Annotated in this window: 27 protein-coding genes; 14 read left to right on the plus strand and 13 right to left on the minus strand. The window is 44.3% G+C overall.

The window, feature by feature from the left end:
* Positions 1-76: 76 nt before the first annotated feature.
* Together DIC78_RS04670 and DIC78_RS04675 are read right to left on the minus strand one after the other, a co-directional pair.
* Positions 77-1,336 carry an ABC transporter permease gene (locus tag DIC78_RS04670; protein ID WP_024120770.1) on the minus strand — a complete coding sequence of 420 codons (1,260 nt, stop codon included), beginning with the start codon at positions 1,334-1,336 and terminating at the stop codon, positions 77-79.
* Positions 1,329-2,225 (minus strand): ABC transporter ATP-binding protein, encoded by an 897-nt coding sequence (locus DIC78_RS04675; RefSeq protein WP_044156564.1) that lies wholly within the window; start codon positions 2,223-2,225, stop codon positions 1,329-1,331. The genes DIC78_RS04670 and DIC78_RS04675 overlap by 8 nt, the downstream gene beginning before the upstream one ends.
* Positions 2,226-2,352: 127 nt before the next feature.
* On the opposite strand from DIC78_RS04675, the gene DIC78_RS04680 reads away from it, so the two are divergent.
* Positions 2,353-2,538, plus strand: coding sequence for a YhzD family protein (locus tag DIC78_RS04680; protein WP_127695566.1), 186 nt, complete (start codon positions 2,353-2,355; stop codon positions 2,536-2,538).
* A gap of 20 nt (positions 2,539-2,558) precedes the next feature.
* On the opposite strand, the gene DIC78_RS04685 is transcribed toward DIC78_RS04680, so the two are convergent.
* Positions 2,559-3,326, minus strand: coding sequence for an enoyl-CoA hydratase (locus tag DIC78_RS04685; protein ID WP_127695568.1), 768 nt, complete (start codon positions 3,324-3,326; stop codon positions 2,559-2,561).
* 164 nt (positions 3,327-3,490) lie between these two features.
* Here DIC78_RS04685 and DIC78_RS04690 point away from each other — a divergent pair, with 164 nt between their 5' ends.
* The 3 genes from DIC78_RS04690 (at position 3,491) to khtU (ending at position 5,617) form a co-directional block, all read left to right on the plus strand.
* Complete coding sequence (locus DIC78_RS04690; RefSeq protein WP_081638265.1) at positions 3,491-3,829, plus strand: hypothetical protein; 339 nt, start codon at positions 3,491-3,493, stop codon at positions 3,827-3,829.
* A gap of 62 nt (positions 3,830-3,891) precedes the next feature.
* Positions 3,892-4,389 (plus strand): K(+)/H(+) antiporter subunit KhtT, encoded by a 498-nt coding sequence (khtT, locus tag DIC78_RS04695; protein ID WP_010333581.1) that lies wholly within the window; start codon positions 3,892-3,894, stop codon positions 4,387-4,389.
* Positions 4,390-4,396: 7 nt separating this feature from the next.
* Positions 4,397-5,617: a K(+)/H(+) antiporter subunit KhtU gene (gene khtU, locus DIC78_RS04700; RefSeq protein WP_010333580.1), complete on the plus strand. Its 1,221-nt coding sequence runs from the start codon at positions 4,397-4,399 to the stop codon at positions 5,615-5,617.
* An 18-nt stretch (positions 5,618-5,635) separates the two neighbouring features.
* Here the strand turns inward: khtU and DIC78_RS04705 are convergent, their stop codons facing one another.
* Both DIC78_RS04705 and DIC78_RS04710 read right to left on the minus strand, forming a co-directional pair.
* On the minus strand, positions 5,636-7,141 hold the full coding sequence (locus tag DIC78_RS04705; protein ID WP_106020631.1) for a coproporphyrinogen III oxidase: 1,506 nt from the start codon (positions 7,139-7,141) through the stop codon (positions 5,636-5,638).
* Positions 7,142-7,253: 112 nt separating this feature from the next.
* Positions 7,254-8,120, minus strand: coding sequence for a Cof-type HAD-IIB family hydrolase (locus DIC78_RS04710; RefSeq protein ID WP_106020632.1), 867 nt, complete (start codon positions 8,118-8,120; stop codon positions 7,254-7,256).
* A gap of 491 nt (positions 8,121-8,611) precedes the next feature.
* Between DIC78_RS04710 and DIC78_RS04715 the strand changes: the two genes are divergently transcribed.
* Positions 8,612-9,685: a DNA alkylation repair protein gene (locus tag DIC78_RS04715; protein WP_106020633.1), complete on the plus strand. Its 1,074-nt coding sequence runs from the start codon at positions 8,612-8,614 to the stop codon at positions 9,683-9,685.
* A 44-nt stretch (positions 9,686-9,729) separates the two neighbouring features.
* Here DIC78_RS04715 and DIC78_RS04720 read toward each other — a convergent pair whose 3' ends face one another.
* Both DIC78_RS04720 and DIC78_RS04725 read right to left on the minus strand, forming a co-directional pair.
* Positions 9,730-10,083, minus strand: coding sequence for a YlbF/YmcA family competence regulator (locus DIC78_RS04720; RefSeq protein ID WP_010333576.1), 354 nt, complete (start codon positions 10,081-10,083; stop codon positions 9,730-9,732).
* Between the two features lie 92 nt (positions 10,084-10,175).
* Positions 10,176-11,309, minus strand: coding sequence for a DUF445 domain-containing protein (locus tag DIC78_RS04725; protein WP_095713720.1), 1,134 nt, complete (start codon positions 11,307-11,309; stop codon positions 10,176-10,178).
* 262 nt (positions 11,310-11,571) lie between these two features.
* On the opposite strand from DIC78_RS04725, the gene DIC78_RS04730 reads away from it, so the two are divergent.
* From DIC78_RS04730 to DIC78_RS04755, 6 genes are all read left to right on the plus strand, one after another.
* Complete coding sequence (locus DIC78_RS04730; protein ID WP_095713721.1) at positions 11,572-12,663, plus strand: YheC/YheD family endospore coat-associated protein; 1,092 nt, start codon at positions 11,572-11,574, stop codon at positions 12,661-12,663.
* Positions 12,653-14,014, plus strand: coding sequence for a YheC/YheD family endospore coat-associated protein (locus DIC78_RS04735; RefSeq protein WP_127695570.1), 1,362 nt, complete (start codon positions 12,653-12,655; stop codon positions 14,012-14,014). The genes DIC78_RS04730 and DIC78_RS04735 overlap by 11 nt, the downstream gene beginning before the upstream one ends.
* Before the next feature lie 158 nt (positions 14,015-14,172).
* Positions 14,173-14,382, plus strand: a complete 210-nt coding sequence (locus DIC78_RS04740; RefSeq protein WP_024120758.1) for a YheE family protein — start codon at positions 14,173-14,175, stop codon at positions 14,380-14,382.
* Between the two features lie 212 nt (positions 14,383-14,594).
* Positions 14,595-14,798: a beta type acid-soluble spore protein SspB gene (sspB, locus tag DIC78_RS04745; protein ID WP_010333571.1), complete on the plus strand. Its 204-nt coding sequence runs from the start codon at positions 14,595-14,597 to the stop codon at positions 14,796-14,798.
* A gap of 106 nt (positions 14,799-14,904) precedes the next feature.
* Complete coding sequence (locus DIC78_RS04750; RefSeq protein WP_081638264.1) at positions 14,905-15,030, plus strand: hypothetical protein; 126 nt, start codon at positions 14,905-14,907, stop codon at positions 15,028-15,030.
* Between the two features lie 38 nt (positions 15,031-15,068).
* On the plus strand, positions 15,069-15,689 hold the full coding sequence (locus tag DIC78_RS04755) for an NAD(P)-dependent oxidoreductase (protein ID WP_106020635.1): 621 nt from the start codon (positions 15,069-15,071) through the stop codon (positions 15,687-15,689).
* Between the two features lie 45 nt (positions 15,690-15,734).
* Here the strand turns inward: DIC78_RS04755 and bmrD are convergent, their stop codons facing one another.
* Both bmrD and bmrC read right to left on the minus strand, forming a co-directional pair.
* On the minus strand, positions 15,735-17,756 hold the full coding sequence (gene bmrD, locus DIC78_RS04760; RefSeq protein ID WP_127695572.1) for a multidrug resistance ABC transporter ATP-binding protein/permease BmrD: 2,022 nt from the start codon (positions 17,754-17,756) through the stop codon (positions 15,735-15,737).
* Positions 17,753-19,510: a multidrug ABC transporter ATP-binding protein BmrC gene (gene bmrC, locus DIC78_RS04765; RefSeq protein WP_024120755.1), complete on the minus strand. Its 1,758-nt coding sequence runs from the start codon at positions 19,508-19,510 to the stop codon at positions 17,753-17,755. The genes bmrD and bmrC overlap by 4 nt, the downstream gene beginning before the upstream one ends.
* Before the next feature lie 448 nt (positions 19,511-19,958).
* On the opposite strand from bmrC, the gene DIC78_RS04775 reads away from it, so the two are divergent.
* Both DIC78_RS04775 and nhaC read left to right on the plus strand, forming a co-directional pair.
* Positions 19,959-20,459 (plus strand): universal stress protein, encoded by a 501-nt coding sequence (locus DIC78_RS04775; protein ID WP_127695574.1) that lies wholly within the window; start codon positions 19,959-19,961, stop codon positions 20,457-20,459.
* A 125-nt stretch (positions 20,460-20,584) separates the two neighbouring features.
* Positions 20,585-21,946, plus strand: coding sequence for a Na+/H+ antiporter NhaC (gene nhaC, locus DIC78_RS04780; protein ID WP_127695576.1), 1,362 nt, complete (start codon positions 20,585-20,587; stop codon positions 21,944-21,946).
* Between the two features lie 37 nt (positions 21,947-21,983).
* Here nhaC and dat read toward each other — a convergent pair whose 3' ends face one another.
* Positions 21,984-22,835, minus strand: a complete 852-nt coding sequence (dat, locus tag DIC78_RS04785; protein WP_105955295.1) for a D-amino-acid transaminase — start codon at positions 22,833-22,835, stop codon at positions 21,984-21,986.
* A gap of 282 nt (positions 22,836-23,117) precedes the next feature.
* On the opposite strand from dat, the gene DIC78_RS04790 reads away from it, so the two are divergent.
* Positions 23,118-23,966, plus strand: a complete 849-nt coding sequence (locus tag DIC78_RS04790; protein ID WP_106021542.1) for a polysaccharide deacetylase family protein — start codon at positions 23,118-23,120, stop codon at positions 23,964-23,966.
* Positions 23,967-23,990: 24 nt separating this feature from the next.
* Here DIC78_RS04790 and DIC78_RS04795 read toward each other — a convergent pair whose 3' ends face one another.
* The 3 genes from DIC78_RS04795 to DIC78_RS04805 form a co-directional block, all read right to left on the minus strand.
* A complete protein-coding gene (locus DIC78_RS04795) occupies positions 23,991-24,716 on the minus strand; it encodes an NAD-dependent protein deacylase (protein ID WP_420867032.1) in 726 nt (241 codons plus the stop codon).
* 99 nt (positions 24,717-24,815) lie between these two features.
* A complete protein-coding gene (locus tag DIC78_RS04800) occupies positions 24,816-25,931 on the minus strand; it encodes a mechanosensitive ion channel family protein (protein ID WP_044156590.1) in 1,116 nt (371 codons plus the stop codon).
* A gap of 151 nt (positions 25,932-26,082) precedes the next feature.
* Positions 26,083-26,190: a YhdX family protein gene (locus tag DIC78_RS04805; RefSeq protein ID WP_024120747.1), complete on the minus strand. Its 108-nt coding sequence runs from the start codon at positions 26,188-26,190 to the stop codon at positions 26,083-26,085.
* Positions 26,191-26,320 lie beyond the last annotated feature (130 nt).

Consider the following 26,320-nt stretch of genomic DNA (forward strand, 5'->3'; position numbering starts at 1 on the left):
GATTTCTTACGAATGCACGTTCTGTCAAAACGAATACAATCAAAAACAGCCTGAGCATCCCCAGGCTGTTTTCCAATCAGCTTTTTGACAAACGCAGCGCTTGTTTGATTGCTTTAAACGCGCTTGAGTTGCCGTAAATCAAGACGCCGCCTTTATAGATTCTGGCGCCAATGACGGCAAGTATGATAATGGTGAGCAATGTTATCCCGATGCCGGCAGCCGCCTGCCAAAACGGAATATCAAGCATGCCGACGCGCAAGAACATAATCATCGGCGTAAAGAACGGGATAAACGATGTGACCGTAATAAATCCTGCGTCCGGAGCGTTTAGTCCGAACATGGCAATCATAAAACCGGCAACCACCAAAAGCGTCATCGGTGTGATCGTTTGCTGCACGTCCTCTATTCTGCTGACGACGCTGCCAAGAAACGCGGCCAGTGTCGCATATAAAAAGTAACCGAGCAAAAAGAAAATAACAGCATATATCACGGTAGAAACGGGAACGTCGGTCAGATTAAGAAAACCGCCGACAGATGAAGCCGTTTCGCTCGTTTTGTTCAGCTTCAGCGATAGATATCCGGCAGAAATAATGACAGCAAGCTGTGTTATTCCGACAAGCCCGATGCCTAACAGCTTTGCAAACATTTGCTGGATCGGCGGCATGCTTGAGATGAGGATTTCCATGACACGCGAAGATTTTTCAGTCGCAACCTCCATCGCAATCATACTGGCATACATAATAACGGAGAAATATATGACAAACAGCATAATGTAAACAAGCCCCATCGCCTGCCCCAGCTCTTCCTCAGACTTTGCACCCTCTTTCAGCGCCTCCTGCCCGACAGTGACAGGCGCATAGAGGCTGCTGATGGTTTCCTGCGAAACGCCGAGCTCCTCTGTTCCAACAGCGGTTTTTGTTTGTGTTAACGCCTGCTGCAGTGTTTGGTACGTGCTTTCATCCGAAATCGTTAACGCTTTGTACGTCCCTGAGATCGTCCCTTTTTCATCTCTTTTGATAATGAGCATCCCATCAAGCGTTTCCTCTTTGACTTGCTTTATAACCTTTTCCTCTGATTGCTTAGACTGCTTCACATCAAGATCGCTATCTGTATCGACTGCTTTCAGCTGCTTTGAGAAAATCGGATATAATTCGTTTGTTTCATCAATAACAGCAATTTTCTCTTTTGTATCTTCTCCTTGAAACATAGAAATGATCGATTCTAAATTGGTGACAGCCAATACAAGCAGAACTGTGATCACAGTAGAAATAATAAAAGACTTTGCCATAATCTTATTTTTGTATGTATGAGAAAGCATGATCAAAAATTTATTCATAGACGGCCCCCACCTTTTCTATAAAAATATCATGGAGTGACGGCTCTTCAAGCTCAAACTTTCGAATAAATCCTTTTCCTTGGAGCATGGCGAAGATCTCTTGAGAGATGTCTTCATTGGCAATTTGCAGTTTTACGCCGCCAGCCGTTTCTTTCCATTGCGTAATTCCTTCATGCCCCTGTAAAAAATGCAGATCGTCATCGGAATGAATGGTCACATTCTTTTTGCCGAATGAACGTTTAATTTCCTTCAGTCTGCCTTGCACAACAGGCTTCCCTTTTTGCAAAATACAAAGGTGCTCACACAGCTCTTCGACATGCTCCATCCGATGGCTGGAAAATAAAATCGAGACACCGCTGTTTTTCAAAGAGATAACAGCCTCCTTCAACAGCTCGACATTGACAGGGTCCAGCCCGCTGAATGGTTCATCGAGAATCAGCAGCTCAGGCTTATGCAAAACCGACGAAATAAACTGGATTTTCTGCTGGTTTCCTTTTGAAAGCTCTTCTACTTTTTTATTCTCGTATTCTGTTATATTGAAGCGTTCAAGCCATGTTCCAAGCTCTTTTACGGCTTCGCGTTTCTCCATGCCTTTTAATCTTGCCAGATAGACAAGCTGGTCCTTTACCTTCATTTTCGGATAAAGTCCGCGCTCTTCCGGCAAATATCCGATTTTGTTGCTCATACTGTAGTTGACGGGACGGCCTTTCCAGCTGATCGTACCCTCCGTAATGCTTAATAAGCCGAGAATCATGCGAAAGGTCGTCGTTTTTCCCGCTCCGTTTGCGCCTAAGAGGCCAAACATTTGCTGTTCCGGAATTTCCAGATTCAAACCGTCAACCGCTTTATAATCTCCAAATGTCTTCGTTACGTGATCAATCGTCAGCACCGAATCTCCTCCTTCCCTGCCCCATTATATACTATATTTGGTTAAAACATAATAAAGGATTTTGGTTTGCTATTTAGAATATAAATGAAGAAAGAACGATAAATGATGAAGTTGGAGGCGAAATATGATGGCGGAGTATTTTCTTACGGCTTTTGATCCTTCGGGAGAAACACTGATAAACGAGCGATTTGAGGCGGAAAACGAAGATGCGGCAAAACAGCAGGGTGAAGCCCTGTTAAAGGAAAAAGAGCTTCATCGTCATACCCATCGTTTAGTGAATGCAGCCGGAAAGCTGATTTTGTTTCAGAGATGATCAGCTTCCCGGCTGATCTGTTATGCTTGAAACTTCGGCTCCCGTTTCTCTAAAAATGCACGGATTCCTTCCTGGTGATCTTTTGTCCTCCTCATTCTCTCCTGGGCACTTCGTTCAAGAGCCAGCACCTTCTTCAATTCATCAATATGGAGGCTTTGAAAAATGGCTTTCGTCTCAATCATTGCCAATAAGGGCGAGGCTAAAAGCGTTTCAACATAAGGTCTTGCACCTTCCGCAGGATCTCCGTTAAATGTTCCATCCAAGAGACCCATGCCAGCCGCTTCTTCAGCGGATAGCTTTTTCCCGCTCCAAATCAGATTTTTCGCTTTCGCTTCCCCAATCCTTTTTTTCAGCAAATAATGTCCCCCGCCATCAGGAACAAGGCCGATGCCGATAAAGTTCATTGCAAGGACGGCATTTTTCTCCGCAAGCACAATGTCAGCACAAAGTGCTAAACTCAAGCCCAGCCCAGCGGCAGCACCATGGACAGCGGCAATTGTCACTTTTTTCATTTCGTATAACGTTAAAGTAATGGCTTCGATCGTATCCATCAGCTGCCTAAATTGATCAGGGTCATGCTCAGAGGTCATCATCCGTATATCGCCGCCTGCCGAAAAACCTTTTCCGGTACCTCTCAGGAGGACGATGAGCGCCTCGCTTTCAGAAACCTTTTCACACGCCTCCTTCAGCTCGAAAAGCATTTGCTCATTCAAGGCGTGATGAGCATCAGGACGATTCAGCACAATTTCTGCCACAGGCCCCTTCAGTTCATATTGAATATAATCCATATGAAACACCTCCATGTATACGCTTTCTTTTTTCTTTCTCATATACATTCCCCACCGTCCTTAAAGAAACCTTTTTTATTTTTCAAGGTCAATAGATACTGAAAAATGCATATCATTTGAATGGGAACATAAAGTTTTATATAGTGAAATGGAAGGGATATAGAATGAGAAAGGGGGAAGGTAACATGGATAAATTGCTGATCAGCTTTCTATTAAGCTTATTTATGGTGTGCTTTCCCCCTTCTGACGTGGCCCTGCCCTCCCAGTTTGATGCAAGCACTGACAGCTATGTGCCAATGTCCTCATATCCGAAAGAATCACAATCAGCCAAAACGCCGTCACCGGGCAGTCTGCATCTGGCGGAGTTTATGAAAGAGTACAATCCATTGGCGCAGTCTATCAGAACGTTATCTGTCAAGCCGCTTGATGATCCTCACATCAACAGGCTGGAAAGGGTTTGTGCCGTCCCTGTCAAATACCAGTCTAATTACCTCCGAATATGAATGTATATCGTTTTGTTTGTACCCTATCTTTTATGCCAACACTACATTCGGAGGGATTTTCATTGAATATAAAAGAAAACGATCTGCCGGGAATCGGCAAAAAATTTGAAATTGAAACAAGAAACCGCGAAAAAATGACGATTATCATTCATGATGACGGAAGAAGAGAAATCTATCGATTTGATGATCGGGATCCGGATGAGCTTCTTTCCAATATTTCATTGGATGATTCTGAAGCAAGGCAAATTGCAGCCATTTTAGGCGGCATGGTCTATAAGCCGCAGGCGCTGGAATCCATCGAGATGGCGTTTAGCGACCTCATTATTGAATGGTTTAAGGTGGAAAAAGGCGCGAAGTCAATCGGGCGCACCCTCGGCGAACTTGATGTCCGTCAAAACTATGATGTCACTGTCATCGCCATCATTAAACACAACCAGCAAAAGTTTTTAAATCCGGGTGCTGACTCGGTGATTGAAGAAGATGATACCCTTGTCCTCTCAGGTGAAAGAAAGCATCTGAAAAAACTGACTCATGATTTTCTTTCTAGAGAGGGCGTGTGATCAGCGGATGGATCATCTTGTTTTTGAAGTCGGAACCGCGCTTGTGCTTGTGGCAATTGCCAGTGTCATCGCAAATAAAATTAAGTTTTCAATTATCCCGTTTCTCATTATTTTAGGGATGCTGCTTGGCCCTCATGCCCCTAAAGTCGGAATCATTGACCTCACGTTTATAGAAAGCAGTGAAATCATTGAGTTTTTCGGGCGGATGGGCGTGCTTTTCCTCCTTTTCTATCTCGGACTTGAATTCTCTGTCGGAAAGCTGATCAAGTCTGGAAAATCCATCGCAATTGGCGGATCAATTTATATTTTGATTAACTTCAGCCTCGGACTGCTTTATGGCTTTATCACCGGGTTTTCTTTTCTGGAAGTCCTCGTGCTGGCAGGCGTCATCACCATTTCTTCAAGCGCGATCGTCGCAAAAGTGCTGGTCGATTTAAAAAGAACGGCCAACCCGGAAACAGAGCTGATTCTCGGCATTATTATGTTTGAGGATATCTTCCTTGCCGTGTATCTGTCTGTTGTTTCCGGCCTTGTGCTTGGAGACGCGACATCAGTCGGGAGTGCGCTTTTGTCCATTCTGATCGCATTTGGCTATATGCTGCTGTTTTTTATCGCGGCCAGAAAGCTCCCGCCGCTTTTGAATAAGCTGTTGGACATTCGCTCGAACGAAGTGTTTATTATCGTCATTTTTGCAGCGCTCTTTTTCATCGCCGGATTTTCAGAGACAATTCATGTGGCAGAAGCCATCGGCGCGCTGCTGCTCGGTTTGGTATTTTCGGAAACAGAGCATTCCGATCGGATTGAGCACCTTGTCGTTCCGTTTCGCGACTTTTTCGGCGCGATGTTCTTTTTCAGCTTCGGCCTCAGCATAGACCCTTTTTCACTTGGTGAAGCGGTTTGGCTGGCATTGGGAGCTGTGATCCTGACCATATTCGGAAACTTTATCGCCGGAATGGTGGCTGGACGCCGCGCAGGGCTTTCTCATAAAGCCTCATCCAATATCGGTCTTACGATCGTATCACGGGGTGAGTTTTCGATTATCGTTGCCAACCTCGGCATAGCCGGCGGCCTGTCAGCCACATTAAAGCCGTTCGCCGCATTATATGTCCTCATTCTGGCGATTTTGGGGCCATTATTAACAAAAGAGTCAAAATGGATTTACCGCCAGCTGAACAAGGTGTTTAAATGGAAGCCGGACGTTCAGCCTGTGAAAAAACAGCGGGGATAAAAAAAAGCAGCACTGTGATCAGTGCTGCTTTGTCGTTCTCTCAAAAATCTGCTCTAAATATTTGATCTTTTCGTCCGTGTAGTGCTCAAATCGGTCATTGTATGATTTCGGGTCTTTCGGATTGGCAAAGTGTGTGATTTTCCCTGTATCCGGATCAATAAATTTACTTGCCGCACCGCAGCCGATGCCGATAATCGTCTGCACTTCTTCCATAATCATAATGTTGTAGATGCTTTCCTGGCCCGGAATCGAGTACCCGACGTTTTCCAGATTTCCAAGAATATTTTTCTGGCGGTATAAATAATAAGGCACGTATCCATGTTCTTTCGTCCAAGCTACCGCATCATCCATCATTTGAGAAACCTCTTCTCTCCCGGCAACTTTGTATTTATGTTTGTTTCTTGTCATTTCTGACGCCCGCTTAAAGGAAAGGGTATGAACAGTCAGCGATTCCGGCATCAGTTTCTCGGTTTCTGAGAGGCTGTGTCTGAACTCCTTCACGCCTTCGCCAGGCAAACCGATAATTAAATCCATATTGATATTATTCATGCCGTGCTGGCGTGACAGATGGTATTTTTCAATGGTCTCTTCCACCGTATGATGACGGCCGATTGCTTTGAGCGTTTCGTTTTCATAGGATTGCGGGTTAATGCTGATCCGGTCAATATCATATTTGTTCAACACGGCAAGTTTTTCTTCAGTAATCGTGTCGGGGCGGCCGGCTTCCACAGTAATTTCCCGAATGTTTTTCACATCCGGGAAGGAGCGGACCATTTCTTCATACAGTAGATCCATCTCTTCCGCTGTAATGCTTGTAGGCGTCCCGCCGCCAAAATATATGGTTGTGACCTTGACGTCATGCTCCTTGAGCCATTCGCCGATTTTCTGCATTTCGTAATGCAGCCCCCATAAAAATGAGCCGACTCTGCCTGCTTGTCCTTGGATAGCGTATGCAGGGAATGTGCAATACGCACATTTGGTCGGGCAGAAAGGAATGCCGATATAAATACTGACTTCGTCCTTTACTTGATACAAATCAGGAACTGCCGCCAGCTGCCTGTCGACAATTTGCTGCATCAATTCGATTTTCTCATCATGAATTAAATAGTCTTTTTTCAATTCTGCATGCGCCTGTTCCTTCGGCATCCCGCTTTGCAGCTTTTTATGAAGCAGCTTCGTTGGGCGGATTCCCGTGAGAATTCCCCACTTTTGCGTCATCCCCGTATGCGCTTGAAGTAGATTTAAGTAAACATAAGAAATTGTGTTTTTTACTTGTTTGAAAGCTTCTTTTTCATTCATATCAGGAGAAAAAGATTTAGTATGGTGTTCCTTAATTCCGGTTCCTTTCACTTCTCCTGAAACCGTCACATGCTCATCCGTTTGCGTGCACGCTAAAGAGATGACAAGATCCGCCGGCTCCTCTCCGCCGTAGACAAGACCGCATTCCTCATAAAACAAATTTGCGATATTTTGCAGTGGCCGATGAAGGCGGTCATCGTGTATGCCTTCTATTTTAATTTGCAACTTCATCACCTAATTTATCAGATTCAAAACTTTCTTTAGTGTACAGAAATAAACAGCTAAAATCAATCCGGCAAAAAAGCCGCCGCACCTGTTTGGGCGCGAGCGGCTTTTTTTATACGCGTTTCATGTGGAACTTATCGAGGAACCCTTTTCGCTGCTGCATACGGAAATATTCCTTCATCATATATGCGACGCCTTGCTCGTCATTTGACCTTGTGACCCAATCTGCTTTTCTCTTTATTTCCGGTGTAGCGTTCCCCATTGCAACCCCAAGTCCGGCAAGCTCAATCATCGGAAGATCGTCTTGCTGATGGCCGATAGCGACTACATCCTCCATCCCCAGCCCCAGTTCCGAAGCAACAAGTGCAAGGCCCGCTTCCTTCGAAACTCCCTTTGGAACAATGTTCATCTTCTCATCGTTTACGCGAATCACGTCAACCGCCGGGAAGGCTTTTGTAATCGTTTCTGTAATGTCTTGCTGAATATCTTGTTCTGTATATACTTCGATGACGGGCGCACTCACCGGTTCATCCATCAGAAGATCGCTTAACGATTCAACAAACTGAACCGGGTAAAAGATGGGATCTGACGGGTGGATCAGCGCTTTCCCAAGCAAATTTGAATTGACCTTTTTCTTGTTTCCAATCGAATATTTCTCGTGAAGAAGCCTGATGTTGCATTGATAGCTCTCAAGCACTTGAACGATATTAAAAGTATGATCGTCAGAAATTCTTTTTTCAAAAAAGGGCGCGTCTATTTTCTCAGCGATATAGGCGCCGCTGTGGGTGATCAGCTTTGCATCAAGCTTCAGCGATTTTGCTATTTTCTGAGCTGAGCGAAAATGGCGGTTGGTGACAAGTGTGACGTAAATCCCTTTTTTCTTAACATATTCAATCGCGTCTTTCGTTGCCTGATGAATTTTCCCGTTCGACCGAAGCAGCGCTCCATCTATGTTTAAGGCAAGCAATTGTTTAGACACAGAGATGTCCCCCTCCTTGATGACTGTACTTGTGTATAGGATATGACCCTGTCTCTGTGTTTAGAACAACCTTTTCTGTACAGCAAAAAAAGCCTGACTCAGCAGACTTTATATACGCAATCATAATAGGATACGATCGAAGCAGCCATTCTCCCTAATATCGTTATTTCGATTTACTTACGAAAAATCATGTATCAGGAACCCCTTATTTGACCAATGATGCGCTCCGAACACTTACTCTCTGTTGCTTATCCCCTCTATATAACGGCATGATATGCGACCGTATCCATTTGAAATAGGTAAGTGTAGGCGCTTTCAATGTTATTATCCCAGTTTTCTCTGCAGATGACAAGGGTTTTTTTAACTAAAAAAAGTAACCAATATCTGTGTAACTAAGGTAGCGTGTAATGTTAATTATTGGATTTCACCACTTGAATAGGAACGTACATTCGTATACAATATAAACATTAAATGAAAAAAGCGGTGGTCCAATGACTGTATTAAAAGAAATTTATAATCAAGAACTGATCTCTCGATTGACAGATACTGTAAAAGAAACCTATCCAGCGTTCAACAAAGACAAATTCGAGGAACTCTTAATGACGGGAGAATGGCCTGGGCTCGCATTAAAAGAACGCATGCGCCGCATTACCGTTGCTTTATACGAAACACTGCCGAAACATTATGGCGAAGCGCTTGCAGTATTATGGGATGCAGCTCCTCATTTTAAGGGTCTCAGCGGAATCATATTTCCTGATTATGTGGAGCATTACGGCTTAGAGCATTGGGATGATTCAATGAAGGCGTTAGAATACTTTACGGCATATTCCACTTCAGAATTTGCTGTGAGACCTTTTTTGCTTTTAAATCAGGAAAAAATGATTGCACAATTCCTGATATGGTCTAAGCATGAAAATGAGCACGTAAGAAGACTTGCGAGTGAAGGAAGCAGGCCCCGCCTCCCATGGGGAAAATCGATACCCGCTTTGAAATCGGACCCCTCCCCCGTGCTGCCGATCCTCGAGCAGCTGATGCAGGACGAGTCTTTGTATGTGAGAAAAAGTGTGGCCAACAACCTTAATGATATATCAAAAACGCATCCTCACTTGCTGAGAAAAGTCGCAGAACAATGGTATGGCACACATCCTCATACAGACTGGATCATCAAACACGCTTACCGGACCTTGTTAAAAAAAGGCGATAAACAGGCTTTATCGCTTTTTGGCTATCACGATGCTGACTCGATTCAACTGCAAGAATTAACGTGCGAGTCCAGCCGTATTTCTATTGGCGAAACCCTCAAGTTTACTTTTCACATTCATTCAGACAGGGATCAGAAAGTAAGAATTGAGTACGCCATTGATTACGTAAAAGCCAGAGGCCAGCATCATCGAAAGGTATTTAAAATAACAGAAACGAATATACGAAAAAACGAAACAAAATCATATACCAAAACACAAACCTTTAAGGATTTATCTACAAGAAAACATTACAAAGGAATTCATACATTATCAGTAATCATCAATGGAGAGGTAAAGAAATCGCTGGATTTTCTAGTTTGCTGAACGAATAAAAAAATCCCTTCTTTTCCAGAAGGGATTTTGAATGATTAGCCTTCGACACTGCCGTAAAGCTCTTCTAAAGGCTTCATGATGATTTTGTTTAATTCGCCGATCAGCATACTCATACGCTGCTCCGCTTCCATCAGCTGAGAGATTTTTTCGTGCTGCTGCACAAGCGCAACGGTTTTTTGAGCCTGCTGCACTTCGTCTTCTGTAATTTCTTCTCCAGCCATTTGTTTTTGCTGAAGTCTCAGCTGCACATCACGGAAGTTTTCGAACATTCGTTTCGCAGACTCGTCTGCGTTTACTTCATCGTACAGGTTTTTTAAACGGGTAAACTCTTCGCTCCCGCGCAATGCATTTTCCAGATCATACGCTACATCATAAAAATTAACAGCCATTGTAAATAGCTCCTTTCATTATTGCCGATTGACATACCACTCCACTATAACAGACTATGGAGCTCCTTTCATTAATCGAAACCCGTTTCTTCTTAAAAAAGGATGACAAACAACGCTTGAATTGCACCTATGATTCCGCCGAGAAGGCCGCCCAAATAGGTTATCATTTTAAATTCTTTTTTCGAAATCGACAGCACCATTTCTTCAAGACGCTGTACCGGGAACTGATCCACCTGCTCCTTTACAATTTCCTCAAGGCGCATTCGTTTTAATACACTTTCAAGATTGGTTGAAATCCCCTCAAGCAATTTGTCTAAAAGCGCCGGCAGGATACGATGGTTCAGATCATTTTCATAGCGGGCTGTAAGCGAGCCAATCGTATTTTCAAAAAACGGAGCAGTTGAAAATGCTTGCAGCACTCTTTGTTTCAGGCTAAAGATTAGTACTTTTGCGTTCCATTTTTCGTCCGCTTCATTAAATGTATACTCCTTCAGCTTGCCCCATTCGTTTTTCAGAAGATCAGAAAGCAGCTTATTCGTTTCCTCATTCCGCAAAAACTTCAGAAGCTCCGGCAGCACGCGATCAGCAAGGCTTGAATTGCCGAGAAACATTTGCACCATGCTTCCAAGCATACCGCGTTCTTTTAAGAAATCATCAATCATATTGCCGAGACGGATTTTTCCTTCTTCACTTTCAAAATAATGAATGCTTCGCGCCAAAATATAGCCTGAAATCATCGGTATCTTCTCTTCTAGCTTTTCCTGCACTTCCAATGGCAGTGCTTCCTTTAACGTTTGATGCTCATACCGGCGGAAAAGTTCATTCAATTTATCATCCGTCCAGCGGCTGATCCAAGCGTCTGCCGCTTCACCCGGATGCTTTACTCCGGCTTTTTCAAGCGCTTCTTTTACTGTCATTTCAGATAGCGACAGGTTTTGAATCAGCTGTTCTCCGACTTGAAGCGCCTGCTTTTTGGCTGAATCTGAAACAAGCCGCTTTTTAATACCCTCAGGCGTTAATAAATGGTTTACCACCATCAGCCCCATTTGTTTCGCAAGCTCATCACGTCTTCTTGGAATCAATCCCGGAGTAAAAGGGACTCGTTTTCCAAACAAATAATATGCCTTATACGGCCTAAATAGCATTTGAATTGCTAAATGATTGGTCACCGCGCCGATAACTGCGCCGATCACGATCATAAATATAAAGGTTCCTGCAATACCCATTCCTGCTCATCTGCCTCCATCTGTGCTTTTACTTTTTCATAAATAGAATGACCTATTTGTATTATAGAGGTTGGTGTGATCACTTAGCAAACAAGGAGACAAAACATATGGCCATAAAATCAGCTTGTTTAACAGGAATAGGGCAAGATGCTGAATCGTAATCTGTAAAGTAGACTACCGACAGCTGTGTTCCTGATGTTTTTTGAAGCGTAAAGCTGCTGACACCCGCCGGCAGCTTTTTAATAAAAGGGGGAGTCTCACCATGATAACACTCGGTTTTATGTCCTTAACCCGCCAGCACGAGCAGGATTATTCCGCAGAATTGGCTACAAGAGCGCCCGAATTCGGCATACGTTTGATCCGCTTTACACCGTTTGACATTTTGCCCGACACCCTGCGTGTCAAAGCGCTGGTTTATCATCCAGCGAGCAGCAATTGGAACGAAACAGAACTTGCGATTCCCGATTATATTTATGACCGCTGCTTTTATGGGAAGGATTCACAATCACAAAAAGCAAAACCGATCGTTGAATGGCTCAAAAAATATCCGAAAACCGAATTTATCGGGCGGGGTCTTCCTGATAAATGGACTGTGTTTCAAGATTTGCAGGAGCATTCTGTGATCAATCCTTACATTCCAGAAACCATGAAAGTGAGCCGATTTGAACAAATCCATTCGTATTTATTGAAAGAAAAAGCCTGTATTTTAAAGCCAGCGTTCGGTGCTGGCGGCAGAGGCGTGATACTTCTGGAGCTTGGCAAGAAAAACATAACCGCCACCTACCATATCGGAAAGGATAAACAGACAAAATCCTTTTCCAACCAAGCTTCATTTAAAACTTGGTGCAAAAAAGTGCTTCAGCACCAATATTTGATGCAGCCTTATTTAAATATCCAAGATAAGGAGCAATACCCTTGTGATATCCGGCTGTTTATGCAAAAAAATGAGGACGGTGAATGGCATACCGTCGGAAAGGCAGTGAGACGCGGATACAAAAACGGGCTGCTGGCCAATTTATCAGGCGGATCGGATACGCTTACATTTGATACATGGTTTGAAAATATCCCGAAAAAACAGCAGGTAGTCTTACTGGATGACGTATTCTCGATTACCCAATCGGTTCCGTATTATCTTGATGAGCGATACGGGCCATTATTTGAACTCGGTCTGGATATATGCCTTGCGAAGGACGGGAGGATCTGGATCCTGGATATCAATTCTAAACCAGGCAGAAAATCAATACTTCATGTTTCTCCTGAGAAAAAAGAACATCTATATACTTGTCCTCTTAAGCGGTGCAAATATCTATTTTCGCTGCAAAACCAGAAAGGAGTCCTTCCGCGTGAATCGTAAACGGTTTTTGATCGGCATAGACAAAAGCAGTGAAAATACTCTGTTTCTGCCCTCCGCAATGAAGCAAGACGGCCTTTTGTCTGCCTCATTCGGAACGAAGGTTGTCAGATGCCATGTTACTTTCAGACGAAATCTCGAACAGACAGTGCTCCTCTCTGAAAATCTGTTTCACGAACTGCTGATACCGCATCGCAGCCGGGCTGATATTCTCATTCATGATCATTCGGTGCACATTGGTCCGTTAATCGGCATCTTCACCGCGGGGTTTACCGCATCACTTGAGCGCCCTTTTAAGGACCGTTCTCTCTTTTTTTCTAAACTGCTCACTTTGCATGAACAAACAGGAAGCTATTGCTTCGTGTTCGGCGCGCACCAAATCAATTGGCAGGAAGGGACGATTGAAGCGCTTCTATACAGGGAAAATGGCTGGGAGAAACACATTGTCCCGCTGCCGAACGTCGTGTATGACCGTTTGCCGAATAGAAAAATCGAGAACTCAATTGTCTTGCAGAATACAAAAAACCGGCTGATCAATGAATATCAAATCCCATGGTTCAATAAAACATTTTTCAACAAATGGGATGTTCATCAATTGCTGGAAAAAGACCCGAGAACGGCTCCTTACTTACCGAAATCAATCCTTCATCCTACTGTTGAGCGGATTGAAGAGCTGAGTGATTCATTCGGCAAGGTTTATATAAAACCGGCGGACGGAGCACTCGGCACCGGGATTTATCAGCTCGCCAAAACAAAATCCGGTTTGACTGTGAAACATACAAATGATGCCAAATCTTTTTCTTCAATCGACTATCCCGATGCTTCCGCATTTCTGGATGAATTTCAAAAACAGCATGATCCCGCTGTCTTTCTCGTTCAGCAAGGGGTAAATTTGATTGAATTTCAGGGAAAACCAGCCGATTTCCGCGTTCATACGAATAAAAACAGTAAAGGGAAATGGACTGTGACCGCCATCGCAGTAAAAATTTCAGGAGAAAACAGCATTACAACACACCTATCGAATGGCGGAAAAGTGAAAACGCTGGCCGAAGTATACGATGATCCGGCGGAACGAATACATGTCATTAAAAAGCTTTCTGCGGCGGCATTGACTGCCAGCCAAGTGCTCCATGACCATATCGAAGGGTTCATCGGCGAGATCGGTTTTGATTTTGGCATTGACCAAAATGGTAAGGTATGGATGTTTGAAGCGAATTCACGTCCGGGCCGCAGTATTTTTTCTCATCCGAGTCTGCAATCTGTCGATTCTTTGACAAAACGAAGAAGCTTTGAATATGCTTCATATCTTTCGAAGATGGCCATTACCTCCCATGAATCGCTGTGGCCATCCTAATTTGCCCGCTTTATGTAAAAGCGGGCTTGAAGTTTATTCAACGCAAGGACAAGTTCATCATAAAGCCCCTTCAATGATGTTTTGCAACAATGATACAATGAATGTAATTCGTCCGTATCCATGTCAATTGATATCAATTTCAAGGAGCGTGGCCCCTGATGATTTCTCATTTCAGCTGGAAACCTTTGTTTCAAAAACAAAAACTGCCCGGATGGACAATTTCGTTTTACTATAAAGGCATGCATTACGAGGGCATCTATCATAAAAGCGGCGAGATTGAATGGGGAGATTTGTTTCCCGCCCGTGCTGATGAGCCTGCACTCAAAAACGAGATACATGAATTGATGCTTTTTCATATTTACGATTAGCTTAGCCTGAGCGGCTAAGCTTTTTTTATGCCTTCTCAAGATTTACCACTAAAATCCCCGCATGAGTTTCAGTCAAATCTAACATAATACGTAGTAACAAGCCGGCAAAGCATTGGGTTACGCCGAGACGGCAGTGACACCCGAGACGGGTCCACAGACTGGTGCAACTCCAGTTAACCCAACCATATCAAATAAAAAAGGAGATTTTACACATGGCAAACCAAAACTCTTCAAATCAATTACTAGTACCTGGCGCAGCTCAGGCTATCGACCAAATGAAACTTGAAATCGCTTCTGAATTCGGCGTTAACCTTGGAGCGGATACGACTTCCCGCGCTAACGGTTCTGTCGGAGGAGAAATCACAAAACGTTTAGTATCTTTCGCTCAGCAGAACATGGGCGGACGCGTACAATAACAATTCAATAAATGGCTGACAGAAGGCGCGGTTTCCGCGCCTTCTTTATATTTGTCACCCTTTTTTCCTACACCACATATCCTAGGAGAAAAGGGAGGGAATCAAGGTGCCATTCATCGCTATTGTGAATTGGGAGCTGGTGCAGTTCGTAAGTATATCCATGATTAATGAATATGTTTCCCATCGTTCTGTCTTTTTGTACAGGTATTCTTTCCCGCGCTGTTCAAACTGAGTACATCCTTTTATAATGAGGGGCGAGGAGGTTTTTTCATGAAAATTGCCTTATTTGGCGCAACCGGCCGTGTCGGACAAGCCTTTTTAAGATTGGCAGGCACCAATGAACAACTGGATATTTACGCTCTGATCAGATCATCGAATGATAAACTTGGCCTGCCGAAAGAACGGATCGTTATCGGGAATGCCCGCTGCCGAGAAGATGTGAAAGAAGTTATGAAGGATGCTGAGATCGTCATCAGCTGTCTCGGTACAGATGGCGACGATACGTTGTCAGCTGCCATGACACATATTCTTGCCATTATGCAGGAAAAGCATATCAAACGGCTCATAACGATCGGCACCGCGGGCATTCTTAATTCACGATTTGAACCAGGAAAATACCGATTTGAAACAAATGAATCAAAACGAAAGCTGACCCGCGCTGCCAAGGAGCATGCAAAGGTATATGAAATGCTTAGAGATTCGTCCTTAGACTGGACCATGATCTGCCCCACATATCTCCCCGACGGAGAAGCAGCAGGTGAATACCGTGCAGAGCGCAACGTCTTGCCGGCGGAAGGCAAAAAGATCACTGTCGGCGACACTGCGGCTTTTCTGTATCACGAGCTTCTTACAGGAGACTATATCGGCTGCCGGGTAGGACTGGCTTATTAATGCGTACAAAAACCCAAAACATTGAATGTCTTGGGTTTTTGAAAACTATGCAATGGAGTGCCTCTGTCCTTTTTGCAGCTCATACATTTGATAATATTGCCCTTTTAACGCCATTAGTTCCTCATGATTCCCTTTCTCAACAATTTCTCCTTTTTCAAGCACTAAAATTTGATCCGCGTTTCTGATGGTTGAAAGCCGATGTGCAATGACAAATGTCGTGCGCCCTTGTTTCACTACATCCAGTGCCTTCTGGATCAAAGCCTCTGTCTCCGTATCAATATGCGCCGTTGCTTCATCCAAAATCAAAATGGCGGGATCGTACGCCAGAGCTCTTGCAAAGGAAATGAGCTGCCGCTCTCCCGAGGATAGCGTGCTGCCTTTTTCAATGACAGGTTCGCTGATGCCTTTCGGAAGCTTTTCAAGAAGCGACTCAGCCCCAACTTGCCGCAGTGCTTCTATGATGTCTTCTTCTGAAATTCTTTCATCCTCCAGACTGACGTTAGAACCGATTGTTCCTGAAAATAAGTACGGGTCCTGCAGCACAATCCCCATATGGGATCTAAGTTCCTGCCTTGACATGCTGTAAATGCTTCTCCCATCGATGAGCACATCCCCTTTTTGCGCATCATAAAAGCGGAAGAGAATATTCAAAATCGAGCTCTTGCCTGATCCGGTATGGCCGACAAGCGCTACAGTTTCGCCTTTTTGTGCTGTAAAGGAAATGTGTTTCAAAACATTTTGTCCTTCTTGATAAGCAAATGATACGTCTCTAAATTCAACCCGCCCCAGCGCGCGCTCCTTCGCCGGTTCACCCGTTTCTTCCGTTTCCTTTTCTTCAAGCAGTTCAAAAACACGCCCGGCGGACACCCGCGCCAGTTCCAGCTTAGAAAACTGATTGACGATACCTGTAATCGGCTGGAATAAGCGGTTTAAGTAATCCACAAACGCGTACAGCACACCGATGGAAACAATTCCTGCCGCGTTTAGACTTGCGCCGCCAAAATGCCAGATCAGACAGACAAACGCAAGGTTGCGGATCACATTCACAAGATTGTGTGACATTAAGGAGTTTAAATTCAGCATCCTGTTCTGATAGTAATAATGAGATTCATTTAATTCCTCAAACTCTCTCATTGTTTCTTTTTGATGGCGAAAAGCTTGGATGATCGGCATGCCTTGAATAGACTCATTCATTTTTGCATTAATGTCACTATTGATCGAACGGATTTGATGATTGTAATAGGAAGCGTATTTCCGGTAGATAATCGACCACAGCCAGATGATTGGCACAATCGCCAAGCATAAAAACGCGAGCTTTACATCCAGCAGGAACAACGCCGTAAATATCCCGATCATATATATGCCGCTTGTCACAAACGTCGACAGCACTGTCACATATAAATCTCTGATTGCCTCGGTATCATTTGTAATTCTTGCGACTACTTTGCCCGCGGGAAGATTATCAAAATAGCGGATCGGCAGTCTCTGAATGCGGGAAAACACATCCTGTCTCATCTTTTGAATAATGCGGTTGGCACTCATCTGCAATAAATAATGCTGCCCATATTGGAAAAATACCGAGAAGACAAGCAAACCGGCATACAGAAAAACAAGAAACGTCATCCCCTTCATTTCCGGCTTATAGAACTGAAAAATCTCCTGCTTTGTCAGCTTTTCAGCAGGATACGTCCGGCTTTCATTCCCATTAGTGATCGTCAGCTTTCCGTCAGAAACCGTTCTGTTCCCGTCAAAGCTGACAGCCTGATCAACGAAATAAAACGCTATTCCCACTTGATAAATATGCGCTTCTTTCTCTTTAGCAGCCGCTCCCTGCATCCGGTCCTCCCTGACATAGGAGGTGCCGTCAAATTCAACTGCATTTTTATCTTTTTCCGAGACCTCATACCATGTTTTTTCAATGCCGAGGATGTGGTCGTCAATCATTTTTTTGCCGATAAACGGTCCGGTCAGCTCTGCCCCGACTGCAATCGCAAGTAACAGGACGGCAGTGATCAGCAATTTTTTATATAGGAGTGCGTATCTCCATAATGTTTTTCCCGTGTTCATGCCCCTGCTCCCCCTTCTTCTGCAGTGAACAGCTGCTGCCTTTCGTATTGTTCCCGATACCATCCGTTATTGGCCATCAGCTCTTGATGTGTGCCTCTCTCAGAAATCACGCCGCCGTCCATCACAAGGATGAGATCGGCATGCTCCACAGCTGATAAACGATGCGTCAGAATAAATGTCGTTTTCTCTTGGCGGTTTTTCCTGATATTGCTGATAATAGCCGCCTCCGTTTTTGCATCTACAGCGGAAAGAGAATCATCCAGGATTAAAATCTCCGGATTCGCCATCAGCGCCCTCGCGATTGAAATTCTTTGTTTTTGCCCTCCAGAGAGTGCGACGCCTTTTTCACCCACCATTGTCTCCAGACCGGCCGGAAGCATTTGCAAGTCTTTTTCAAAATGAGCTTCTGAAACAGCCTTCTTTACCTCAGCATCACTTGCGTCAAGCTTTCCGTACAAGATGTTTTCTTTTACAGACCGGGAAAACAGTAAATGATCCTGCGGCACATATCCAATCCATCCGCGGAGCCGGTCAAGAGGAATCTGCTCAATCGGCACACCTGAACATGTGATACTCCCTTCACCGGCTGGATACTGGCGCAAAAGCTGCTTAATGATCGTCGTTTTACCGCTCCCTGTTTTACCGGCAATCCCGACAGTCTGCCCTTTTCGCACGGCAAAAGAAATATCTTGAATATTCACATTTGTTGAGCTTGGGTATGTAAAGCTGACATGGCTGAAAACGATATCTCCAGGCTCTTTTAAATCAGACGGCCGCTTCGGATCTGTCACGTCCGGTTCATAAGAAAGGGTTTCATTTACCCGATCTAAGGACGCGTTGCCGCGCTGCATCACATTAATTAATTCACCGATCGCAAACATCGGCCAAATCATCATGCCCAAATAGACATTAAAGGAAACAAGCTCGCCAAGCGTCAGCTCATTACGGAAAACAAGAAACGCTCCATACCCCAGCCCAATCAGATAGCTGGCGCCGACAAGCAGCTTAACAGTCGGCTCAAACAGAGAATCGATAAAGGCTACCTTCATATTCTTCCGGTACACATCGGCCGTCATTTCATTAAAACGGCGTTCATCATTCGTTTCCTGCACATAAGCGCGAATCACTCTCACACCCGAGACCGATTCGAGCACCCTGTCATTCAGCGCTCCGAAAGAATGTTGTGCCTCTGTAAACCTTTCATGAATTTTACTTCCGTATATGCTGATCGCAACAGCCATAATGGGAAGAGGTATTATGGCTGCAAGCGTCAGCTTCCAGCTGATCAAAAACCCCATCGTCAAAAAGATCGTCATCATAAACATTGTGGAATCGACTAATGTCAAAATGCCAAAACCCGTCGTTAAACTGACAGCCTGGAGATCATTTGTCCCCCGCGCCATTAAATCTCCTGTTCTGTATTTTTCATAAAACGGCGGCGCCATTTTCAGCAAATGGCCCATCAGCTTTGAGCGGAGAATTTTTTCCATCACATTCGCTCCGCCGAACAGCTGGTGCATCCAAAAATAAGACATGATATACACCACCGCCGTCAAACCTAAAAATACGCTGACATAAAACAGCAGCCCGCCTGAGGTAAACTCCCCCGATTTCATATCATCGATGGCGTTCCCCAACAGTTTAGGCGGAAACATCTCAAGTACATTTACACATAATAAAAGCACAATCGCAATGGTATAGCGCAGCCAGTAGGCTTTAAAAAACCAGCCCAGCTTTTTCAATACTGAAAACATCCATCCCCATCTCCTTTATCTCGTCAGCCGCCTTCTATTTTTTCCTTGCAGCTCTTTTCGTTCAGGTTGTCATAACCAATCCTTGCCTCTGTATTTGTCTTCACATCCGATACACCTGTCTTTCTTAAGATTTTGTATATAAAAAAGGCATGAAGCGTCAGCTCCATGCCTTTTGTTATCGATTATGATGTACAGAGCGCTTTTCGGCGCGCGGATTAACCCAATTCAAAAAAACAGAATAAGGGTTTGCCGCGCCAATATGAAACTGTTCTGTAAGACATATCATTCCTTGGCATAGCAAACCCTCCATTCATTCTGATTTTTCACTCTTTTTTCATAATATAAACAAAACCTTTTTTTGTCAATCATTACTTGAACAGAGAAAAGATTAAATAGATATGATGTCGGGTATTGTATTGTACGACGTTTTTTTGAAAGGGTGAGAATGATGTTTCATACTGACCGTATTATTGTTGCGTTTGACGGAAGTGAAAACAGTAAGAAAGCGCTTCAGACAGCCATTGATCTTGCGAAAACGGTAAATGCAGCCATTACAGTCGCCCATTCACATGATATGAAAGACAACCAGACCATCAACTACCCGTCGAGGCCCGCAGCAGGGGCAAGCTATATTGGCGGAGGCATGACAAGTGTTCCTGACCCGCTGATATCAGATGTTGCGCCACCGGAGCCAATGATTTATGAAGACCGTACGGAAGAAGTCATCGCCGAAGCCAGAATGATGCTGAATGATCAGCAGACAGAGGGAGATATCGATATATTGGAAGGTGACCCGGCTGAATCAATTATCGAGCATGCCAACCGGGTTTCAGCCGATCTGATTGTAACCGGAAGCAGAGACCAAAACAGACTGAAGAAACTTTTGTTTGGAAGTGTAAGTGAAAAGCTTTCGGCGAAATCAGATATACCGGTTCTGATCGTAAAGTGAGCACGCCACGTGCTCGCTTTTTTATATTCATAATTGTGAAAAAACACGGATTTTCGTTTTTTTCTGATATAATGCTTTCGTGCCCAAAAGCACAAAAGCATTAAAGAAAATGATGGGGTGTTGTTTTGGATTCTCAAAAAAAGCTGACGTTTCCGTTAGCCGTCGGTTTATTTATATTAATGTTAGGAGTCATTATCTCCTGCTTATTTTTTCTTCATACAGAACCGCATATCCCGCTGTTCCTATGTGTTGTCCTGCTTTCAGCAGCCGGTTTATGGTACGGTTTTTCCTGGAACAGCCTTGAAAAAGGAATTGTAAACGGGATTAAAAACGGTGTACAGCCGATCATTGTTCTGGCACTGATCGGTATCTTAATCGGCGCTTGGATGTACAGCGGCGCCATACCGTCCGTTACAGTTTATGCTTTGTCCTTTATTGAACCGAGCCATCTTCTGTTGACTGCTTTGTTTTCCTGCATGATCATCAGCACGCTTGTCGGCTCAAGCCTGACAACTGTAAGCACAATTGGCGTGGCACTGATCGGCGTGGCGAGCGCGGCAGGCGTTCCGCTCGAATGGACGGCGGGGGCAGTCATTTGCGGAGCCTGCTTTGGTGATAAAATGTCACCGATGTCGGATACAACAAATTTTGCTGCGGGTATAGGCGAAATATCTATCTTTGAACACATTCGCCACATGATGGGCACAACCATTCCCGCCTTGCTGATCACCGTTGTCCTTTTTTACTTTCTTGGTTTATCAGTCTCAGCAGACGCTGCTTCAACAGATGATATTGCACATGTTATTGCCGGAATAAAAGATGCAGCAAACGTCACACCGTGGGCGCTTCTTTCTCCGCTCTTAGTTGTTTTGCTGGCGATTAAGCGCGTGTCCGTTATTCCCGTTCTGACTGCCGGTATTATTTCCTCGGGAATTTTGACAGCCATCTTTGTTCCCGACAGCAGCATTCAGGCTTTTATGTCAGCCCTGCAAAATGGCACCATGTTCGAAACTGACAATGAGGCTGCCGCTAAAATCATCAACAGAGGCGGACTGCAATCCATGATGGGCTCAGTTTCTCTTATTATGATCGCTTTTGCACTCGGCGGTTTAATGGAGAAAATCGGCCTGATCTCCGCACTATTGGAGGGTGTGATGAAAGGAATCCGTTCAAAGGGCAGTCTCATTGCAGCAACTGTCTGCTCCAGTATCGGTGTCAATCTTGCAACAGGCGAACAGTATTTATCTATATTAATACCGGGACAGTCATATAAATCCTTATATGACAAACAAAACATTCAGCGGAAGTTTTTATCAAGATCATTAGAGGACGGCGGAACATTGATTAATCCATTAATCCCTTGGGGCGTCAGCGGGGCTTTTATGGCAACCGCGCTTGGTGTTCCCGTCATTGACTATATCCCATTTACGTTCTTCCTCTATATATCGCCGATCATCTCGATTTTAGTTGGATTTGTAAAAAAATAAAAAGAGCGCCGCTTGCAAAGCGGGCTCTTTTTTAACATTAAAATGATACGCGGGCTGCCTGCTGAATGCTTTCTTGAAAAGCCGCCTGCAGCTGTTTTGTCACCGGTCCGGGCACTCCGCTTCCGACTGATTTTCCATCAAGCGTCACAACCGGAATAATCTCTGCCGTCGTTGAAGAAATAAAGATTTCCTCCGCCTGTCTCAGCTCTTCTTCAGTAACGGGCTTTTCATCAAGCTCTATGCCGTTCTTTACGATGAGATCCAAAATCTTCATTCGTGTAATCCCATTGAGAATCATTCGGTTAGCCGGATGCGTCCGCACCGTACCGTTTAAAACGGCATAAACATTAGAAGATGTACCTTCTGTAACAATTCCGTCTCTTATTAAAATGCCTTCAAATGCTCCCGCTTCGTAGGCTTTCTGCTTTGCCATCACATTATACAGTAAATTCAGACTTTTAATATCGCATCTCAGCCAGCGAAGATCCTCATCCGTGATGGCTGAAACGCCGTATGTCTGCTCCTGTTCCGGCTTTTTAACAGAAAATGTATAGGCCGTCGTCTGCGGCTCAAGGCCCGCTTCATATTGGTGTTTTCGCGGAGCAACCCCTCTTGTGGTTTGAATGTAAACCGCTCCGTCGCTGACCGCATTTTCCTGCACAAGCTTTTGCAGGTCCCACTCTAAATCTTCTAAACTGAACGGCAGTGAAATTCCGATCTCAGCCGCGCTTCTGAATAAACGCTCCGCATGCTCGCGCAAGCCGAATAATACCCCTTTATACACCCTGATAACCTCATAGATTCCGTCTCCAAACTGATAACCGCGATCTTCCACATCAACGGATGCCTCGTTTCGCTCCACCAGTTGGCCATTGACTAAAATCTTCATATAAGCCCTCCCTTTTTCGTATTTATCCTGATGCCTAATCAAGCTGTCATTGTCACTCATTCTACCATATCAAACCAGCTGAAAAACAGAAAGATCAAGAACTCAATAGCTGGGAAGGAGATTATTTTTTCCTTAAAATCTGACATTTCGACATTTTTTCTATGTTCTTTCCAGTTTTATTCCTGTATACTTGACTCGTAATACATAGGTTGTAAACAATGGCACCTTCAGAGCTGCCAATACAGCGGTATGTAGAGATTTTATGCCACTGGAGAGATTGATATGCGACAAACGAGAGGAGACGCTTCTCCTTCTGCAGTTTCGCTTGCTTTTAAATTTGCAAGTTTAGCAGTTTTATGTGTGCTGCTTTTGCTTATGGTGATTTTAGGTTATTCCAACAGCTCCTCGAAAGCAAAGGAGATCACTGTCACAACAAACAGCCAGCTTCGTGATGAGAAGGAAAGCCTGAAGCTGAAAGACGACTCCCCAGGCCTGCTGATAAAACATTTGCAGACCGAGCAGAATATGGGAGACAAAACGGTTTATTTAACCTTCGATGATGGCCCGTCAGCCTCTACAAACCGCTTGCTGGACGTACTGAAAAGCGCCGATGTAAAGGCGACATTTTTTATGCTGTCACCGCGAATGAACGAATTCAAACACGCGGTTAAAAGGGCCGGAAATGAAGGGCATGCACTCGGTTTACACGGGGTCACGCATAATAACAAATTGTTTTATCAAACGCCGACATCACCGCTAAAAGAAATGCAGCAGGCGCGTGACACGCTGGAAAGCATTACAGGCTATCGCACTGATCTCGTCAGAACGCCCTACGGCAGCAAGCCGTCTCTTACAGATTCACAAATTCTCAATCTAGAAAAAGACGGTTTTGTGTACTGGGATTGGACGATTGACAGCATGGACTGGAAATACCGCAACTCAAAATACGTAGCAGAAGTACTGCAGCAGCTTGACAATATGGAACACAGCCACTCAAATCGGCCGTATGTGATTCTCATGCACGATCTTCCTGCTACAGTAAACGCACTGCCGGTGCTAATCCATAAACTGAAAGAAAAGGGCTATTCCTTCGGTGTGTTAAAGGATACAATGGTTCCGGTTCATGAATAAAAAGTGAGGCGCTTATCTGCGGCCTCACTTTTTTATGCCCAAGCGCCGGGCAAACTCTCCGATTTTTTGATGGATGACGAAATCAAACAAACTGTCGCAGTACGTCGGCTCCAGGTTAATAATGGCTTTTTTTATGCCTGGAATCCGGCTTGCATCCTCAGGCACAAATCTGGCGGGAGCAACCTCAAGAGACGTGCCGATCACCAATAATAGGTCGGCTTTATCCAGCTTTTCATAAAGCGTGTCAAAATGCAAAACGGCATCACCAAACAGAACGACATCGGTTTTTAATACCGTTCCGCACACCTCACCGTCATTTCCGACCGCTGTACACTCCGGCACATCATGCTTCAGCAAATGAGGGAGATCATATCGGGCGCCGCATGAGAGACAGCTCGCTGTTTGGATAGAGCCATGCAACTCGTATACATGTCTGCTTCCGGCTTTTCTATGAAGGCCGTCAATGTTTTGTGTGAATATATCCACCTGCTTCCCTTGTTTCTCCAGTTCTGCCAAAAGCAAATGCCCTTCATTCGGTTCATAGCTCCCGCTCATTTTCATTTGAAACAATTCTTTGAACTTAGGCCAAAACAGACGCGGATAGCTTAAAAAATAATCAAGGCTCATCGCCTCCATCCTTGAGGCATCCTCAGTCCAGATGCCGCCGGCTGAGCGAAAATCGGGTATGCCTGATTCTGTGCTCATTCCCGCTCCGGTCAGCACGACAATTCGCTGCGCTTCATTCAGCATGTTTCTGAATGCTTCCAATTCAACACCGCCTTACAGTCATTTTTCTCTTATTTTACCATGAAAAAGACTCCGCCTCTTTACAGACGAAGTCTTTCTTTTTTAAGCCCGTTCCTTTTCCCCTTTATTGAGATTTACTTGAAACGGATCGTGCTGGTGCTTCTGGTTGACATACACCATTTGTCCGGGATAAGCAAATTCAACCCCTTCAGCTCCGAGGATTTCAATAATTTTGTAGTTGATATCCTCTCTGACATGAAGGTTCTCTGCCCAAACCGTTGTTTTTGTATAGAAGTTGAAAAATAAATTGTAATAGCTGTCAGCAAACGTATCGAAATTGACCATGATTGTATCATTATCGACGCCTTCATGTTCAAGCAGCATCTTTCTGAGTGAACGAATGCAGCGTTCCAAATTCTCAATCGGCGTTGCGTAGGATACATGAATGGAAAATGTAATCTGACGCTTGGTCATTCTCGTCCAGTTCGTGATGGCTTCCATCGACAGCGTGGAATTCGGCACCGTTACAAGCGCACCCTGCGCTGTTCTGAATCTTGTGCTTCTGAAGGTAATATCCTCCACTGATCCGGTTACTGTCGCCGTTTCCACCCAATCACCGATCGTAAACGGCTTTTCAGTGATAATGATGATTCCGCCAAAGAAGTTGCTGATCGTGTCTTTCGCTGCTAGCGCAAAAGCCAATCCGCCAAGCCCAAGGCCCGCCACAAACCCATTGACGTCATAATTGAATTCTTGTGCGATCACGCTCACACTGAGCGCTATAATGACAAAACGGAGCAGCTTAGACAAAAACGGCGCCAGAATATCATCCATATCCAGTTCGAAGCGCTGATTCACTTTATGAAAAATAAAAGATGATGTAGCGGTCAAATTACAAAGCCCCCAGCACAACAGCGCCACAATCAGCGAGCGGTATATTTTGCTGATCAGCGGCATCTGTGCATCTAAAAACGGTGAATAGCGAATCGCTAAAAACAGCCCTAAGGCAACAAAAAACCATCTGGCAGGCTTATCGAATGCCACAACCACCTGTTTAAAAATTTCGGTTTTCGGTTTGTTTGTTATATTAAAAAGCAAATTAAAGAAATATCTTGTAAACAGTTTTCTTAGTATAAGAAACAACAGCAAAATTGCCAAACTGATGCCGGTTTGTATGATTTTATCTAGCGTGAAATATTGCTGCAGATGATCTAGCATGGCAGTTCTCCCCTCTATCCCAATCGAATGTTTATTATACTAAAACATTCGGCAGAATGCTTCTCTAAATGTCTTTATAAAACACAAAACCCCGGCGGAGCGCCGGGGCAATTTCTCATTTTAACCATTCAGCCAGATTCAATAGGGACAGTCACTTACTTTTTTTCGTTTGTGTCTGATCAAGGAGAGTTGCTTTTTGCATTTCAACATCCGTTTCGGCTTTAATTCTTTCCTCCACTCTGATTCTCCCTTTTCCCATGATCTCGCCTCCTTTTTTGCTATTATAAAATAACAGAATATTTTGTGAACATGTCGAAAGCACTATTTTTCTGCCGAAATATGCTCGGATACGGTGAGTGTTCTTGTTTCAGTTATACGTTGTTTTCAGC

Source organism: Bacillus halotolerans (assembly GCF_004006435.1).
Classification (GTDB): domain Bacteria; phylum Bacillota; class Bacilli; order Bacillales; family Bacillaceae; genus Bacillus; species Bacillus halotolerans.

Coding starts and splice junctions, on each gene's coding strand:
- DIC78_RS04730 (WP_095713721.1), top strand. CDS start 11,572: ATGATAACACTCGGTTTTATGTCCTTAACCCGCCAGCACGAGCAGGAT.
- khtU (WP_010333580.1), top strand. CDS start 4,397: ATGGATCATCTTGTTTTTGAAGTCGGAACCGCGCTTGTGCTTGTGGCA.
- DIC78_RS04690 (WP_081638265.1), top strand. CDS start 3,491: ATGAGAAAGGGGGAAGGTAACATGGATAAATTGCTGATCAGCTTTCTA.
- dat (WP_105955295.1), bottom strand. CDS start 22,835: ATGAAGATTTTAGTCAATGGCCAACTGGTGGAGCGAAACGAGGCATCC.
- DIC78_RS04715 (WP_106020633.1), top strand. CDS start 8,612: ATGACTGTATTAAAAGAAATTTATAATCAAGAACTGATCTCTCGATTG.
- DIC78_RS04740 (WP_024120758.1), top strand. CDS start 14,173: ATGATTTCTCATTTCAGCTGGAAACCTTTGTTTCAAAAACAAAAACTG.
- DIC78_RS04685 (WP_127695568.1), bottom strand. CDS start 3,326: ATGGATTATATTCAATATGAACTGAAGGGGCCTGTGGCAGAAATTGTG.
- DIC78_RS04670 (WP_024120770.1), bottom strand. CDS start 1,336: ATGAATAAATTTTTGATCATGCTTTCTCATACATACAAAAATAAGATT.
- DIC78_RS04725 (WP_095713720.1), bottom strand. CDS start 11,309: ATGGGTATTGCAGGAACCTTTATATTTATGATCGTGATCGGCGCAGTT.
- DIC78_RS04800 (WP_044156590.1), bottom strand. CDS start 25,931: ATGCTAGATCATCTGCAGCAATATTTCACGCTAGATAAAATCATACAA.
- DIC78_RS04680 (WP_127695566.1), top strand. CDS start 2,353: ATGGCGGAGTATTTTCTTACGGCTTTTGATCCTTCGGGAGAAACACTG.
- DIC78_RS04720 (WP_010333576.1), bottom strand. CDS start 10,083: ATGGCTGTTAATTTTTATGATGTAGCGTATGATCTGGAAAATGCATTG.
- DIC78_RS04755 (WP_106020635.1), top strand. CDS start 15,069: ATGAAAATTGCCTTATTTGGCGCAACCGGCCGTGTCGGACAAGCCTTT.
- bmrC (WP_024120755.1), bottom strand. CDS start 19,510: ATGTTTTCAGTATTGAAAAAGCTGGGCTGGTTTTTTAAAGCCTACTGG.
- DIC78_RS04805 (WP_024120747.1), bottom strand. CDS start 26,190: ATGGGAAAAGGGAGAATCAGAGTGGAGGAAAGAATTAAAGCCGAAACG.
- DIC78_RS04795 (WP_420867032.1), bottom strand. CDS start 24,716: ATGCTGAATGAAGCGCAGCGAATTGTCGTGCTGACCGGAGCGGGAATG.
- DIC78_RS04775 (WP_127695574.1), top strand. CDS start 19,959: ATGTTTCATACTGACCGTATTATTGTTGCGTTTGACGGAAGTGAAAAC.
- DIC78_RS04790 (WP_106021542.1), top strand. CDS start 23,118: ATGCGACAAACGAGAGGAGACGCTTCTCCTTCTGCAGTTTCGCTTGCT.
- sspB (WP_010333571.1), top strand. CDS start 14,595: ATGGCAAACCAAAACTCTTCAAATCAATTACTAGTACCTGGCGCAGCT.
- bmrD (WP_127695572.1), bottom strand. CDS start 17,756: ATGAACACGGGAAAAACATTATGGAGATACGCACTCCTATATAAAAAA.